The organism is Nocardia sp. NPDC004582 (assembly GCF_053602115.1).
Window position 1 is genome coordinate 33,145 of sequence record NZ_JBSGCY010000039.1, and the last position, 13,987, is coordinate 47,131.

The window sequence follows — 13,987 nt, forward strand, 5'->3', positions numbered from 1 at the left end:
CTCCTCACGGTCCGACCGGTTCCCGCTCGATGACCACCGGTGACCCGCCGCCGAATTCACGGCCCAGGTCGGCGAAGAAGCGCGGCGCGTCGATGACGGCCTCCGGCGGGTGCACGCCCGGGCGGCGGGCGCGGCCGTCGATGACCTGGGACATGCCCAGTGCCAAGGGGATTCCGGTCGCGCGCGCCATGTCGGCGAACAGCTTATCGAGGCCGCCGGCCAGGCTCGGGGCCAGGTGCGCCAGCACCCGGTGCTCGCGACCGGCGCGCCGGCCCGAGACGGTGGCGAAGAACGGCGGCAGGGTGCCCGGTCCCCGGGTGCGCAGCGCGGTGGGTACCGAGCGGGCGATCCGGCCCAGCGACGGTCGCGCGAGTTCCCGTGCGGCCGCTTCGTTGGTGAGCCGCCCGGCGTCGATGTCGCGGCGCAGTATGTCCAGGTAGGCCAGCGTCGTGGGCGTCACGACCATGAGGTTGGCGGCGTCGCCGACCGGTTTCAGGCTGCGCTGCAAGGTGATCGGCTCGGGGTGGCCGACGGTGTAGGCGGTGCCGCGCCGCCCGCCGGGCAGGCTGAGTTCGACCGGGCGCAGCGGGCGCTGGGAGACCAGCCGGCCCGCGGTGACCGCCGAAATCGTGCCGCTGCTCTGCCGCATCCAGTGCACGGCCGCCGCCGTCGGCTGATCGTCGGCGAGCAGCGATTCGTCCGCGCCCGCGCCCGGAACATCCACCGGCCACGCGGTATACGCGTCCTGCACGGTGTCGAGCTCGGCCGCGGCCAGCGCCGCGAGCAGGTTGCTGACCCCGGGGCTGGCCCCCATACCGACGATCGCGCACACCCCGGCCTCGCGCGCCGCGTCGTCGAGCCCGAGCATGTCGAGCGTCGGTTCCCAGTCGTCGCAGATATCGAGGTAGTGCGTGCCGGTGTCGATGGCAGCGCTCAGCACGATGCGCCCGAAGCGGTAGTAGGGGCCGACGGTGTTGAGCACCAGGTCCGCGCGCGACAGCGCGTCGCGCAGAGTGGCCGCGGCGGTCCGTCCGCGCGAACCGGTGACCGCGCGCCCCGGAAGGCCAGCGCCAGCAACGGAATCAGCAGGACCAGGCCGCCGAAGATGGCCAGCCGGTACCAGCGGTCGGTGGGGAAGGACACGGTGATCGGGCCGTGCGTGCCCGCCGGTACCAGCCACGCCTGCTGCCAGCCGTTGATCACCACGGGTTTCAGCGCGGTGCCGTCGGCCGTCGTCGCCCGCCAGCCGACATTCGTCGACAGCGGCAGTACCAGCACCTGCGTGCCGGTCGCGTCCGCCGCCGCCGGGGCGGGCAGGGGAGTGGTGTGGTCGAGGCGCAGCTCGTCGACGGTGAACAGGTCGGTGGGCGCGACGGCGACATCCACGCGCCCGGCGGGGAATTCGAAGGAGTGCTCGTCCGAGGCGCCGCCGCCGTTGTCGTCCACCGCGCACACGGTGGCGGGTAGCGGTGCGCCGGACCGCAATTCGGCCGCCGTCCCGGTGACCGTGGTGTGCAGGGTGCGGCCCGCCGCCACGATGGTGGGCCCGTGCGCGCAGTCGATGGTGATGGGCCGGTCCGGATCGGCGGGGGCCGGATAGTCGGGGCCCACGACGGTCACCTCGGCCAGGCCGGGCGGCTGCTCCTGCGCGAAACCCAGCGCGGTGCGGTCCAGGACGCCGTCCCAGCTCTGCAGCGAGATCTCGATGCGGCTGGTGACGGTCGGGTACAGCTCCAGGCGGGTGGTGGTGCCGGAGTCCGGGTTCACCTCCCGCACCTGGGGGCCGTCGCCCAGGTTCACGGTGACGGCGGTCGGGTGCGCGGGCAGATCGCCGCGCGAGGGTGTCACGGTCAGCCCGGTCACCAGGGTGGGGGCCGGGAGTTCGATGGTGAGGGTGGGTTTGGGCCCGGCCGGATTGCGCACGGTGGTCTCGGGCGCGGTCCAGCTGGTGCTCGGGTCGCCGTCGGTGGCGGCGAGCGCGGAGCCGCGCGGGTCCGCGACATCGGCCCGGCCGCGGGCGATGGGCCGCTCGGGGTCGGTGAGCAGCGCCTCCAGTGCGGGGCCGGGCCGGGTGTGCACGGTCAGGTCCGGTGTCACGGTGACGGGCCGCGGCACCTGCAGCGTGCGTTCGAACAGGCTCGGTTCCTCGGCGGCCAGCGCCAGGCCCTTGCCGCACCGGATCCGGTCGGGGGAGTCGAAACAGGCGCTGCGGCCGGGGAATTCCTGTCCCAGGTCCCAGCCCGCGACGGTGGCCCCGGCGGGCGGGGGCGGGAGCACGGTGCGATGCCGGATGTCGACGGTGACCGGGTTCTCGCGGTCGGCGTAGTCGTCCAGGCTCAGTTCCGCGATCCCGAACTGCCCACCGGCGCTGCCGTCCTCGGTGTGCACCGCGGTGATCTTGATCCAGTCGGTGCGCCCCGGCGGCAGCGAGATGGACACGGGCGCACCGGGTTCGGTGATGCGGCCCGCGACGGTGCCCTTGGCGGTCTCGACCTCGACCCATTTGATCGGGCTGCCGATGGCGGCCGCGCTGGTGGTCAGCCGCAGCACCGCCGAGCTCACCGGCTTGTCCAGGTCGAGCCGAAGCCATTGGCCGACCGCGTGTTCGGCGCCGTTGCTGATCCACGCGGTGGCCGGGTCGCCGTCCACCACGGCCGCGGTGGAGCTGCCGGGCGCGGCCCCGCCCAGCTGGGTGGCGTCGCCCGCGGCGCTGGATGCGGTGACGGTCGCGCCGGACCATTCGCCCTCCACCAGCGCCGCGCCGGGCACCGCGTAGTCGGGCACCAGATTGTGGGTGCGGCGGGCGTCGCCGGGTGCGCGCAGCGCCGAGTTGTGGTTGTCGACCCGCCCGAAGTCGGCTTCGCGGTCCATCGGGGTGTCGGTGATGGTGACGCCGTTCTGCGGCAGCCCGGCGGCGTTCGCGTCGGCGGACAGCAGGACCGGTCCGGCGGGTAGGGCCGGATCGCGCCGCAGCCGTTCCACGACTTCGGGTCCGCCCTGCACGACCGGGAGATTCGCCAGCGGAACCGTGAACGCGCCCGGGAACGAATCCGGTGCGCCCACCCCGCCGCGCACGCTGGTGGGCGTGCCGGGCGCGGGAGCCTCGACGCGGTAGATCTCGACCGCCGGGTAGCCGGGCCGCAGATCGCCGTCGGAGACCAGGCCCTCCACCTTGCCGGTCTCGATGGGATCCCCGAATTCGGTCACCTTCCGGATCCCCGGCGACCCTTCGATGGCGCGGTGCGCCAGCATCGGCCGGGTCGAGCGGGAGGTCTCCGGGTCGAGGTCGTTGCGCAACACCAGGACTCCGATGCCCTGTCCGGCCAGCGTGGCCGCCAGCCCCGCCGACGGCCGTCCGTCGGCGATCAGCCGCTGCACCGAATCCATGGCGCGAATCGCGCCGGGCGGGTTGAGCGGCACCGCGTCGCGCACCGCCCACGGGGTGCTCGCCAGCGCCTGCATCGGCTCGTCGCGGGTCAGGCCCCATACCTGGGAGGCGAACGGCGCGCCGGGCACGATCAGGGCGCGGGTGTCGGAGGCGTTGTGCGCCAGCCAGTCCGCCGTCTGCCGCCAGTACGCCGGGACCTCGTCGTAGCTGCCGCGCGGCGCGAGCTTGCCGGTCCAGGCCAGCGAGGTGGACAGGGCCAGCGCGGTCAGGATGAGCGCGCCCACCGCCACCAGCCGATCGCGTTCGGGATGCGCGAACGCCCTGCGCCACACCGGCATCGGCACCGAGGCGGGCAGCGGCACCCGGGCCAGCAGGTGGGCCAGCCCGAGCGCCAGGGGTAGTCGGATCAGCGGTTCCAGCTTGTGCACATTGCGCAGGGGCGCGCCGCCGGAATCCAGGAACAGCCGCACCTGTTCGGCGAACGGCCCGCCCAGCGCGCCCGCGTAGCCGGCGCAGATGCCGGTGAGGCCGACGATCAGGATCAGGACCAGCCGACCGCGATTCGGCATGGCCCGCATGGCCAGCCCCGCCATGCCCGCCGCCGCCAGCAGACCCGTGGCCAGGACCGCCGCGGGCTGGGTGACCAGCACCGCGCCCGCGATGCGCTCCGGCGACACGAACGGCGTCCAGCTGTCGGTGCCGCGCAGCACCTCGCCCAGCGAGGCCCACTGCGTGGTCACACCCGAGGACTCGATGTAGTCCAGGAACGGCGGACTCACCTTGCCCAGCAACAACAGTGGCACGACCCACCAGAAGGTGCCCAGCGCCAGCAGCGGGATCCAGGCGCGGGTGAACCGCCACCAGGTCCGATTCGGCTTATAGGACAACCACCACAAGGCCGCGGGCAGGAACGCCGCCGCCGTGGCCACCGCGTTGACCGAACCCATCAGGGCGAGCGCGAGGGCGCTGCCCGCGGGCGTCGCCATCCCGCGCCGCGGCGGCTCGGAGTCCGGGTCCCGTCGCAGGGCCACGCCCAGGGCGGCGGGGGCCAGCAGCACCCACGGGGCCAGCATCATCGGCAGCGTCTCCGAGGAGATCGAGCCGAGGGTGGTGAGCACGCGCGGCGACAGCGCGAACGCGACCGCGGCGATCACCCGCGAACCGCGGCTGCCGATGCCGAGCGTCTCGCAGAGCCGGACGATGCCCCAGAATCCGGCGAGCAGCAGCAGCGCCCACCAGATGCGCTGGGTCACCCAGCCGGGCAGGCCGAGCACGTGCCCGAGCGAGAAGAACGCCCCGTGCGGGAAGAAGTAGCCGTACGCCTGGTTCTGCACCTGACCCATCGGGGCCTGGCTACTCCACAGATGCGAGGCGCGGGAAAGGAAGCCGAGCGGATTCTGCGCCAGGTCGTACTTGGTGTCGGCGACGGTTTGCCCGGGGGCCTGCAGAAAGGTCAGCAGGAATGCTGCGATGACGCTGCCGAGCTGCCAGCGGCGGCCCAGCGGCGCGGTAGTCGGCGACCGATCCTCGTCCGGACCGGTCGCGGACTGTGAGTCTTCGGTGTGGTCTGGTTCGGAGGTCGTCCGGTCAGCGCGAGCCGTACTCAACGTTGTTCAGCAGCGACGAGGAAGCGTCGCCGCTGCGGTCGATATCGGGCCGCTTGTCCTGCGAGGCCGCCATTGTGATGACCAGGACCGCCGCCAGCCCGACCAGGGCCCCACCGACAGCACTCGCTGCACCAGGAACGGCAAACTTCATCGCGGTACTCCCAACATCGGACGCATGCGTAACCCGGCCAACCTAGCAGGTTTCGACGTGGCGGCTGCCCGCCCCCACACCGCCGGTCGAAAAGAATCCCGGGGCCGCGCCCCCGAACGCCCGCGACAGGTGGCGTCGGCACCGCCGCTAGTCGGGCAGCGCACACCGCAATCCGCCCAGGAAGGTACGGAGTTTGGCGGTGGTCTCGTGGAGTTCGGCGACCGGGTCGGAGGCCGCGACGATGCCCCCGCCGGCGGAAGCGCGCAGGGTGCGGGCGTCGGCCGCGAGTTCGGCGCAGCGGATCGCCACGAACCAGTCGCCGTCGCCGTCGGCGTCGCACCAGCCGACCGCGCCGCCGTAGAAGCCGCGGTCGCCCTCGAGCGCGGTGATGGCGTCCAGGGCCAGATCGGTCGGGGTGCCGCAGACCGCGGGGGTGGGGTGCAGCAGGACGGCCAGGTCCAGGGCGGTGGTGGCCGGGTCGCGCAGCACGCCGCGGATGGGGGTGGCCAGGTGCCAGACCTCGGGGGTGGAGAGCAGTTCGGGGGCGTCGGGGATGGACAGCTCGGTGCAGACGGGAGTCAGCAGCTCGCGGATCCAGTCGATCACATAGGCGTGCTCGTCGCGATTCTTGGTGCTGGCCAGCAAATCCCGGGCTTGCTCGGCGTCGGCCGTCGGATCGGCGAGCCGGGGCAGGGTGCCCGCCAGCGGGCGCAGGGTCACGGCGCGGCCGTGCCGCGACACCAGGGTCTCCGGTGTGGCGCCGAGCAGGGTGTCGCCCGGCCGGCCGGCGGCGGTCAGGTCGACGGCGTAGACGGCGGCGCGCGGATGCCGGGTGACCAGGTGGGCCGCGATCACCTCGGGTTCCAGCGGGGCCTGCGCCGCCACCCGCAGCGCGCGGGCGGCCACCACCTTGCGCAGCGGCTGCGCGGGATCGCCCAGCCGCTCGACCAGTTCGGTGACCCGCGCGACATGGTCTGCGGCACTCGGTATTTCGGCGACGACTCGCACTTCGGGCAGGTCCGGCAGGGCGGCGGGCCGCCACGGACCGGCGGTGTGGAGGGCCTGCCAGGGGGCGGTCAGCGCGGCCCGCCCGCGCGGATCGAAGGGCAGCGCGCCCACGATCAGCTCGGCCGCGCCGGACCGCAGCGCCGTGCTCGCGGCCGCCGCCGAATCGAACGCGGCCCGGGTGCCGGAGGTACGCAGCACACCGTCCGGGGTCGCGAGCAGAAATCCGTCCATGATGGTTCGACGATAGCCCCGCGTCCGCGCGCCCAACCCGGGGGAGCGACGCATCTCTCACCCGGTCGACCGGGTGGTGAGACGGATCACCCTGCGGCCCAGCATCTTTCCGGCAAGCGGTGTGATCCGGTCGGTGAGGGGTGTGCGAACCGGCGTCGGGACCTCACCGACCGGCGGGTTTCGGTTCGGGTTCGCGGCCGGGCGGCACCATGAGCACCGGCCGGTGGCAATGCTTGAGCACGGCGTCGGCGACGCTGGAGTGCATGAGGGCGCGGATGCCGGTGGCCCCGCGGGTGCCCGCCACGATGATGTCCACGTCCAGCTCGTCGGCGATCTCGACGATGGCGGTCCAGATGGTGGTGGTGCACTCCACGGTGCGCGCCTCAGCGTTGAGACCGGCCAGTTTGGCCAGCCGCACCCCTTCGGCATTGATATTCCGGGCGTCCACGAGCGCGACGTCCGCTATTTCGTCGTCGGTCATCCACTCCGGCTGCATCACCCCGGACAACCCCGACAGCCGCGCGGCCTGCCGCACCATCGGCTCCCACGCCGTCAGCACCACGGCCCGGTTCGCGGCCAGGAACCGTCCCGCGTATTCGACGGCCCGCCGGGCGTTCTCGGAGCCGTCGTAGGCGATCAGCATCAAATCGCAGGGCATGACGAACCTCCTGGTAGGAACGCCTCTCTGTCCTCTCGAGGCTACCCCTCGAGCCCGCTGTCCAGTGGACTTGGCAAGACCCGGCACGTCGCAAGTTCTCCACAGTTTGCGAACGATTCACCCAAAGCGGTGGTGCGATGGGGGGTACGGGTTTTCACTGAAAATGTCGGCCGTCGCCGGCAGTCGACATCGCCGTCGTTGGAGCAGGGCCCGAACGAGGGGTGGATTGTGCGGTTGGACGAGCTGACGACCCCGCAGGAGTGGGCACGGGTATACCGCTCCCTGTTCGGTCTCCCCTACGTGCACGTGACGACCCCGGGATTCGTGGTGCTACCGCTCAACGACACCATCGCGGTATTGAACACCCCGGAAGCGTTGGGAGCCTTGATCCTTCACGAGATGCTGGAGCGCGGCACGCCCGGCCCGGTGCTGGTGCGCGACAAGCCGCCGCGCCGCACCTTCCTCGCGGTCTTCGACGGCTACCCCGCCGACGACCTGCTGGAGCTGCTGGAGCGCAACAGCGTCGACATCGGCCCGCATCGCAGTAATGTCATCCTGCCCACCGGATTCGGCCGCCACACCCACGAGGGCCGCTGGTGGGCGCGCGAGCCCCGGCGCGACGAATCGCTGCCGCTGCTGTCCGAGGTGGTCGCGGCCACCCGCGTGGTGCTCTGAGCCCTGCGGTATCGAGGTGATGATCGAGGCGGCCACGTTCGGCCATCATGAGGCCGATCCCCGTGCCCTGCTGTATTACGAGTGGTGCCAGCGCGGCGAATCCGGTCACGCCGTCGGCGACTTCGAGGAGGAAGTGCACGAGCTGGCGAACACCAACCGGCCGGTTCCCGCCGCCTGCTGGCGACTACTGGAGAAGATCGAACACGCACCCCGGCTACCGGATTGGCCGTACACCGAGTGGGCGGACCCGCCCCAACCCGGCAATCCCGCTGTGCACGATCAGGATTCGGTCGCGGCGCTGCCGGAACCCGAACTGCTGGACCGTGTCCACGGCGGCTGGCTGGGCCGCCACACCGCCCGCGCCCGCACGGCGGCCGGGGTCGACTACGCCGTACTCGGCCTGCACCTCCTGGAACGCCGCGGCCTCGATTTCGATCCCGGCGATGTGGCCGCCGAATGGCTGGAACGCCTGCCCTTCCTGCGGACCTACACCGCCGAACGGGTCGCCTACCGCAATCTCATCGACGGTTTCGCCCCACCGGACACCGCCACCTACCGAAACCCCTACCGCGAGTGGATAGGCGCGCTCGTCCGCGCCGACATCCACGGCTACACCCACCCCGGCGACCCGCGCCGCGCCGCCGCCGCGGCCGCCCGCGACGCCTCGATCTCCCACACGGGCAACGGTTCCTGGGCCGCCATGTGGGCGGCCGCGCTCATCGCGACGGCCTTCACCGACCCCGAACCCGCCTCGGCCCTGATCACGGCCGCCTCGGTGATCCCGCCGCGGTCCCGCTTGGCCGTGGCCCTGGCCGAAGTCCTCGCCGACCATGCCCGCGGCGACTCCTGGGAACAGGCGACCGCCGCCGTCCGCGTTCGCCACACCCACTACAACCGGATCCACGCCATCGGCAACGCCTGTCTCATCGCCGCCGGATTGCTCTGGGGCGACGCGGATTTCACCCGGACCGTCGAACTGACCGCCCAAGGCGGCTGGGACACCGAGGCCAACACCGCGACCGCCGCCTCGGTGGCGGGTGTCCGCGCCGGGTTCGCCGCGCTCTCCGCCGGCCGAACCACTCCGCGCCCCGGCGCCGACGGCGGCCGGATCCCCGATTTGGCGCAGCGCACCGTGCGGCTCATCGGCCAGAGCCGCGAAGGCGGGAATCGAACCCGCACCTCCTGAACCGCTATCAGGTGATCTACCCCTTGATCCACTTCGCGACCGCCGCGCAGCGTATCGGATGAATCAGCGAACGCGCACAGGGTTTTTCCGCGTCGGGTACTACGAGCGTCGCGTCCTACGAACAAGGCGGCGCCCCGGCCCAGCATCTGGACCGGGGCACCGCCCTGTGTGAATTTCAGCGCCTACGCGGCGTGAAATCCATTGTCACTCAGCGCTCGACGATGGCGACGACGCCCTGGCCGCCCGCGGCGCAGATGGAGATCAGCGCCCGGCCGCCGCCGTTCTCCGCCAGCTGCTTGGCGGTCTGGGCGATGATGCGGCCGCCGGTGGCGGCGAACGGGTGGCCCGCGGCGAGCGAGGAGCCGTTCACGTTCAGCTTGGAGCGGTCGATCTTGCCGAGCGCGCCGTCCAGGCCCAGACGCTCCTTGCAGTACTGGTCCGACTCCCACGCCTGCAGGGTGGCGAGCACCACGGAGGCGAAGGCCTCGTGGATCTCGTAGTAGTCGAAGTCCTGCAGGGTCAGGCCGTTGCGGGCCAGCATCCGCGGCACCGCGTAGGTGGGGGCCATGAGCAGGCCGTCGGGGCCGTGGACGTAGTCCACCGCGGCGACCTCGGAGTCCACCAGGTAGGCCAGCGGGGAGAGGTTGCGCGAGGCCGCCCACTCCTCGGAGCCCAGCAGCACCGCGGACGCGCCGTCGGTGAGCGGGGTGGAGTTGCCGGCGGTCATGGTGGCGTCGCCCAGCTTGGTGCCGAAGACCGGCTTGAGGGTGGCGAGCTTCTCCAGGGTGGAGCCCGGACGCAGGTTGTCGTCGCGGGTCAGGCCCAGGAACGGGGTGATCAGGTCGTCCATGAAGCCGCGGTCGTAGGCGGCGGCCATGTTCTTGTGCGACAGGTAGGCCAGCTCGTCCTGCGCCTCGCGGGAGATGCCGAACTCCTTGGCGGTGATGGCGGCGTGGTCACCCATGGACAGGCCGGTGCGCGGCTCGGCGTTGCGCGGGATCTCGATGCCGACCATGGACGGGCGCAGGCGGCCGACCAGCTTCACGTAGTCGGAGTTCTTCTTGGCGCGGTTGGCGTCGAGCATCCACTCGCGCATGCCCTCGCTGACGCCGATCGGCGCGTCGGAGGTGGTGTCGGTGCCGCCGCCGATACCGTTCTCGATACGGCCCAGGGCGATGCCGTCGGCCACGGTGACGATGGACTGCAGGCCGGTGCCGCAGGCCAGCTGCAGGTCGTGGGCCGAGGTGTAGGGCGACAGGGTCGAGCCGAGCACGCTCTCGCGGATCATGCCGTGCTCGCCGACGCGCTTGAGCACCGCGCCGCCGACGACCATGCCCAGCCGCTCGCCCTGCAGGCCGAAGCGGGAGACCAGGCCGTTCAGGGTGGCGGTGAACATGTCCTGGTTGGAGGCGTGGGCGTACTTGCCGTCGGAACGAGCGAACGGGATGCGGTTACCGCCGAGGATGGCGACCGGGCGGGCCTGCTTGGTGTTCTTGGCCGCGGCCTTCGCCGAACGGGCTTTGGTGGTCACACGAGTCTCCTGAGGGGTGACGTCAGTCGGTTTACATTAAACTTACTCTGGAGTAAGTTCATTTGTCGACACCGTACCCCGCAGATGTGCGCAATGCCGCTTCCCGCGGACCTAGACAAGGAGAAGGTAGGAATCGTGGCTGCCAGCAAGAGCAAGGGCGCTCCCAACCTCTACGGATCTTTCGTTCACTCCGCCCCCGGCGCCTTCCTGGCCTCGAAGCTGGGCCTGCCGCAGCCGGAGACGCTGCGCCGCTACCGCGCGGGCGAAGCCGCCCTCCCCGGCCCGGTGCTGCTCGGCGGCAAGGGCCGCGCCGCGGACGCCGTGCGAAACCTGCTGGGCGACTACACCTTCGTCGACGCCGTCACCCCGGGCGTGAAGTTCGGCGCGCTCGTGTTCGACGCCACCGGCATCAAGACCATCGAAGAGCTGCAGCAGCTGTTCGAGTTCTTCCAGCCCGCCATGCGCAGCATCGCCCCCTCGGGCCGCGTGCTGGTCATCGGCACCACCCCGGAGCTGGCCGGTTCGGTCGACGGCCAGATCGCGCAGCGCGCGCTCGAGGGCTTCACCCGCTCGGTCGGCAAGGAGCTGCTGCGCGGCGCCACCGCCAACCTGGTGTACCTGCACCCCGAAGCCGCCACCGCCGCAACGGGTCTGGAGTCCACCCTGCGCTTCGTGCTGTCGGGCAAGTCGGCGTTCGTCGACGGCCAGGTCTTCCGGGTCGGCTCCGACGACGCCGTCGCCCCCGCCTCCTGGGACAAGCCGCTCGAGGGCAAGGTGGCCGTGGTCACCGGCGCCGCCCGCGGTATCGGCGCCACCATCGCCGAGGTCTTCGCGCGCGACGGCGCGACCGTGATCGTCGCCGATATCCCGGCCGCCGGTGAGGCGCTGTCCGAGACCGCCAACAAGGTCGGCGCCACCGCCCTCGCGCTGGACGTCACCGCCACCGACGCCGCCGAGAAGCTGGCCGCCTTCGCCACCGAGCGCTTCGGCGGCATCGACATCGTCGTCCACAACGCCGGCATCACCCGCGACAAGCTGCTCGCCAATATGGACGAGGGCCGCTGGAGCTCGGTCATCAACGTGAACCTGGCCGCGCCGCACCGCATCACCGAGGGCCTGGTCGCCGCGGGCGCGCTGCGCGCCGGCGGCCGCGTCATCGACGTGTCCTCCATCGCCGGCATCGCGGGCAACCGCGGCCAGACCAACTACGGCGCCTCCAAGGCCGGTGTCATCGGCATGGTGAACGCCGAGGCCCCGAAGCTGGCCGAGAAGGGCATCACCATCAACGCGGTGGCCCCCGGCTTCATCGAGACCGCGATGACCGCCGCCATCCCGCTGGCCACCCGTGAGGGCGGCCGCCTGCTGTCCTCCCTGCTGCAGGGCGGTCAGACCGTGGACGTCGCCGAGACCATCGCCTACTTCGCGTCCCCGGCCTCGAACGCGGTGAACGGCAACATCGTTCGCGTCTGCGGCCAGGCCATGATCGGAGCATGATGTCGCAGACCATCACCCTGTCCGAGGTGCCGAAGAACGGCGGCCTGTTCGTCAAGGCCGCCCTCGGCGCGCTGCCGGTGCCCGGGCTCTCGGCCCGCAAGCCGACCCTGCCCGACCGCAGCGTCCGGCTGGAGGGCTTCCGGGTGAATCCGGACCACCTGGCCGCCTACTGCCGGGCCACGGGGCTGCGCTTCAGCGACTCGCTGCCGCTGACCTACCCGTTCGTGCTCAGCTTCCCGCTGGCCATGCAGCTCGTCGTCGCCCGGGACTTCCCGTTCGTGGCGGTCGGCGCGGTGCACGCGGAGAACGTCATCGAGCGCACCCGCGCCATCTCGGTCGCCGAGCCGCTGGACTTCGACACCCACATCGAGAACCTGCGCGAGCACCCGAAGGGCCTGCTCGTGGACGCTGTCACCGAGGTGAGCGTCGGCCGTGAGCTGGTGTGGCGGCAGGTCACCACCTTCCTGCACCAGCAGCGCACCTCGCTGTCGGGCGGCCCCAAGCCGGAGCCGAAGCCGGAGGAGGTGCCGCCGCCGCCGATGCGCACCCTGCGCGTCGATCAGAAGATGATCAACCGCTACGCCGCCGCCTCGGGCGATCACAACCCGATCCACACCTCGGGTCTGGGCGCCAAGGCCTTCGGCTTCCCGAAGCCGATCGCGCACGGCATGTGGTCGGCGGCCGCCATTCTCGGCGCCATCGAGGGCCGGATCCCGGACCGGACCACGTACTCGGTCAAGTTCGGCAAGCCGATCCTGCTGCCGTCCACCGTGAACGTGTACGCCGACCAGGTGTCCGGTGGGTGGGACTTGTCCTTGAAGCACCCGAAGAAGGGCTATCCGCACCTGACGGCTACGCTGCGCTGAGCAAGAGCCTGACACCCGAGGACTCGGGCCGGGCCGCGATCGTGCGGTCCGCCCGTCGGGGGTGAAGAGCCGCACGCTGTCTCGAATATCGGATGTCGCCACGCAGGGGTTTCTACATCCGATGCGAAACAGCGTGCGGCTCTTGTGCTTTCGGAGGCCGATGCCGGTCCGGCGTCAGCAGCCGCAATCGCAACCGCAGTCGCAGCAATCACAGTCGCAGTCGCAGCAGTCTCCGCAGCCGTCGCAACCGTCACAGCCGCAGCCGTCGCAACCATCACAGCAGTCCATCCACGGCTCTTTGCGGCGGCCGCTGCACGGGCCGGTGTGCTCCGCGCAGCAGGCGTAACCGGTGCAGTACTGGGTGCAGATGATGCCCAGGCCCTCGAGCAGGCTCGGCCGCTGGTCGGGGGCCAGTCGCGGCTCGAGGTTCAGCCGCGGTGCGGACGCGATGGGCCCGCCGCCTTCGAACACACCCGGCCGGACCTCGGTCAGCGCGACGGTGCCCGCCGCCGCGGCCAGGGCGGAGTTCGCGCCGCAGGCTCGGGTGCTGCACGCGTGGGCGATGCCCGCCGCGCGGCCCAGGCGGCGGACGACCCCGCCCAGCGGATCCAGCAGGATCCAGCGGACCGTCGCGGCGCGGTCCAGAGCGACCCGGGTGAGGGCGGCGCGCAGCAGCGAATTCGATTCGCGCACCAGGGCGTGCGCCTGCGCCGGGGTGGTACCGGTGGCGAGCAGCGGGTTGAAGTGACCGGCGGCGCGGTCGGCGTCGAGGTCCTCGAGGGCGTCCGCGAGATGGGCGATGTGGCCGAAATGCCATCCGGCTTCGCGCAGCGCGTCGGCGTTCTCGGGGCGATCGGCCAGGATGGCGGTGTGCGCGAAAAGTTCCGCGGCGCACACCTGGGTCGGTGCGGTCAGTTCCGCCAGCGAGCTGCCGGGCGAGTTCTCCAGGCGCAGCTGGGATTCGATGGCGGCGAGCAGCGGCTCGACATCCAAGCCGAGGGGTTCCGCCGCCGCGCGGGCGTTGGCGTGCCAACGGGTGGAGACGCGCGCCAAGGGGCGGCGGGCCAGGCGGTGGGCGTCGCCGTCGTCCACGTGATCGCGAATCTTGGCCGCGCCCAGCAGGAGTGAGGCGGTGGCGGCCAGCCGGACGCCGGGCGCGTCGGCGGCGACCACCTCGGCCCGGCGCAGGCCG

Annotated in this window: 9 protein-coding genes, 1 tRNA gene and 2 pseudogenes; 4 read left to right on the plus strand and 8 right to left on the minus strand. The window is 71.9% G+C overall.

Annotated elements, in window-relative coordinates:
* Positions 1–4 precede the first annotated feature (4 nt).
* The 5 genes and pseudogenes from ACWELJ_RS14045 to ACWELJ_RS14065 form a co-directional block, all read right to left on the minus strand.
* Positions 5–1,027, minus strand: a pseudogene (locus ACWELJ_RS14045) (saccharopine dehydrogenase family protein); the annotation flags it as partial.
* Positions 1,028–1,080: 53 nt separating this feature from the next.
* Positions 1,081–4,890, minus strand: a pseudogene (locus ACWELJ_RS14050) (alpha-(1->3)-arabinofuranosyltransferase); the annotation flags it as partial.
* An 85-nt stretch (positions 4,891–4,975) separates the two neighbouring features.
* A complete protein-coding gene (locus tag ACWELJ_RS14055) occupies positions 4,976–5,146 on the minus strand; it encodes a DUF2613 domain-containing protein (RefSeq protein WP_071812209.1) in 171 nt (56 codons plus the stop codon).
* 147 nt (positions 5,147–5,293) lie between these two features.
* Positions 5,294–6,385, minus strand: coding sequence for an isochorismate synthase (locus ACWELJ_RS14060; protein WP_452366543.1), 1,092 nt, complete (start codon positions 6,383–6,385; stop codon positions 5,294–5,296).
* A gap of 163 nt (positions 6,386–6,548) precedes the next feature.
* Positions 6,549–7,043: a universal stress protein gene (locus tag ACWELJ_RS14065; RefSeq protein WP_452366544.1), complete on the minus strand. Its 495-nt coding sequence runs from the start codon at positions 7,041–7,043 to the stop codon at positions 6,549–6,551.
* Positions 7,044–7,277: 234 nt separating this feature from the next.
* Here ACWELJ_RS14065 and ACWELJ_RS14070 point away from each other — a divergent pair, with 234 nt between their 5' ends.
* Together ACWELJ_RS14070 and ACWELJ_RS14075 are read left to right on the plus strand one after the other, a co-directional pair.
* Positions 7,278–7,718 (plus strand): hypothetical protein, encoded by a 441-nt coding sequence (locus ACWELJ_RS14070; protein WP_452366545.1) that lies wholly within the window; start codon positions 7,278–7,280, stop codon positions 7,716–7,718.
* A gap of 19 nt (positions 7,719–7,737) precedes the next feature.
* Entirely contained in the window at positions 7,738–8,904 is a 1,167-nt protein-coding gene (locus ACWELJ_RS14075) for an ADP-ribosylglycohydrolase family protein (RefSeq protein ID WP_452366557.1), read from the plus strand.
* Here ACWELJ_RS14075 and ACWELJ_RS14080 read toward each other — a convergent pair.
* Both ACWELJ_RS14080 and ACWELJ_RS14085 read right to left on the minus strand, forming a co-directional pair.
* A tRNA-Arg gene (locus ACWELJ_RS14080) sits at positions 8,871–8,942 on the minus strand. The two genes, ACWELJ_RS14075 and ACWELJ_RS14080, sit on opposite strands and share 34 nt — an antisense overlap.
* A 170-nt stretch (positions 8,943–9,112) precedes the next feature.
* Positions 9,113–10,435 (minus strand): acetyl-CoA C-acetyltransferase, encoded by a 1,323-nt coding sequence (locus tag ACWELJ_RS14085; RefSeq protein WP_452366546.1) that lies wholly within the window; start codon positions 10,433–10,435, stop codon positions 9,113–9,115.
* 93 nt (positions 10,436–10,528) lie between these two features.
* Between ACWELJ_RS14085 and ACWELJ_RS14090 the strand changes: the two genes are divergently transcribed.
* Positions 10,529–11,929 carry a 3-oxoacyl-ACP reductase gene (locus tag ACWELJ_RS14090; protein WP_452366547.1) on the plus strand — a complete coding sequence of 467 codons (1,401 nt, stop codon included), beginning with the start codon at positions 10,529–10,531 and terminating at the stop codon, positions 11,927–11,929.
* Complete coding sequence (locus tag ACWELJ_RS14095) at positions 11,929–12,795, plus strand: MaoC family dehydratase (RefSeq protein ID WP_452366558.1); 867 nt, start codon at positions 11,929–11,931, stop codon at positions 12,793–12,795. Before ACWELJ_RS14090 ends, ACWELJ_RS14095 begins: the two co-directional genes overlap by 1 nt.
* Before the next feature lie 174 nt (positions 12,796–12,969).
* On the opposite strand, the gene ACWELJ_RS14100 is transcribed toward ACWELJ_RS14095, so the two are convergent.
* Positions 12,970–13,987, minus strand: a 1,018-nt coding sequence (locus tag ACWELJ_RS14100) for a DUF5685 family protein (RefSeq protein WP_452366548.1), incomplete at its 5' end; no start/stop codon positions are given.

Bases quoted from the DNA above. Each gene is read 5' to 3' on its own strand.
- ACWELJ_RS14075 (WP_452366557.1), top strand. From the start codon at position 7,738: ATGATCGAGGCGGCCACGTTCGGCCATCATGAGGCCGATCCCCGTGCC.
- ACWELJ_RS14090 (WP_452366547.1), top strand. From the start codon at position 10,529: ATGCCGCTTCCCGCGGACCTAGACAAGGAGAAGGTAGGAATCGTGGCT.
- ACWELJ_RS14055 (WP_071812209.1), bottom strand. From the start codon at position 5,146: ATGAAGTTTGCCGTTCCTGGTGCAGCGAGTGCTGTCGGTGGGGCCCTG.
- ACWELJ_RS14060 (WP_452366543.1), bottom strand. From the start codon at position 6,385: ATGGACGGATTTCTGCTCGCGACCCCGGACGGTGTGCTGCGTACCTCC.
- ACWELJ_RS14095 (WP_452366558.1), top strand. From the start codon at position 11,929: ATGTCGCAGACCATCACCCTGTCCGAGGTGCCGAAGAACGGCGGCCTG.
- ACWELJ_RS14065 (WP_452366544.1), bottom strand. From the start codon at position 7,043: ATGCCCTGCGATTTGATGCTGATCGCCTACGACGGCTCCGAGAACGCC.